The sequence below is a fragment of the Aeromonas sp. MdU4 genome (assembly GCF_041929505.1).
Classification (GTDB): Bacteria; Pseudomonadota; Gammaproteobacteria; order Enterobacterales; family Aeromonadaceae; genus Aeromonas.
This window is the reverse complement of the sequence record NZ_JBHFMW010000057.1, coordinates 1-518: the sequence shown is the minus strand read 5'-3', so window position 1 is coordinate 518 and position 518 is coordinate 1. Positions and strand designations below refer to the sequence as shown.

Annotated in this window: 1 protein-coding gene; it reads right to left on the bottom strand. The window is 49.8% G+C overall.

Annotation, left to right across the window (positions count from 1 at the left end; all coding sequences use genetic code 11):
• Position 1: 1 nt before the first annotated feature.
• Positions 2–463 (bottom strand): lysozyme inhibitor LprI family protein, encoded by a 462-nt coding sequence (locus ACE1BR_RS23060; protein WP_374874401.1) that lies wholly within the window; start codon positions 461–463, stop codon positions 2–4.
• Positions 464–518: the final 55 nt, after the last annotated feature.

The following is a 518-nucleotide window of genomic DNA, read 5'->3' as shown; positions in this document are numbered from 1 at the left end:
ATCAGTTGTTCTGGAGCTGCTCGATCCGCCAACGTGTCAGGCGGATCTCACAGTCTCGCTGGAAATCTTCGGCACCAGTGCCACCTAGCGTGGCATCGTTTATTCGTTTGCACTCAGCCTGACGGAACGCTTCGAAAGCTTTTTGCGATTCTTTCAGTGAAGCAAGCGCAGCCGGCACGCCAGAGGAATCTATACCTTGAAGCTCTTGCTCCTCTCTCTTGAAGAAGTTTTTGAGGCGCAGTTCCTCATCCTGAGCCTTGTCAATTAGGCATTTTCTGATATCGAGCACGGATGCACTGTCTCCGCCATCCTTGTAACATTCATCCAATGGCCTCAGGTTCTGCTCTTGGATAACCGGTTCTGTTACCGCCGTCGGGAGGGTGTTGTCTGCAGATGCGCTTGGTAGCATAACGCTTGCTGCGATACAGGCCAGTGATACTAAAAAGGGGAATCGGTATTCCATAGTTACCTCATTGATTGCCCATCGTATTTTGCATATCGATGTTGACTAAAGGTAA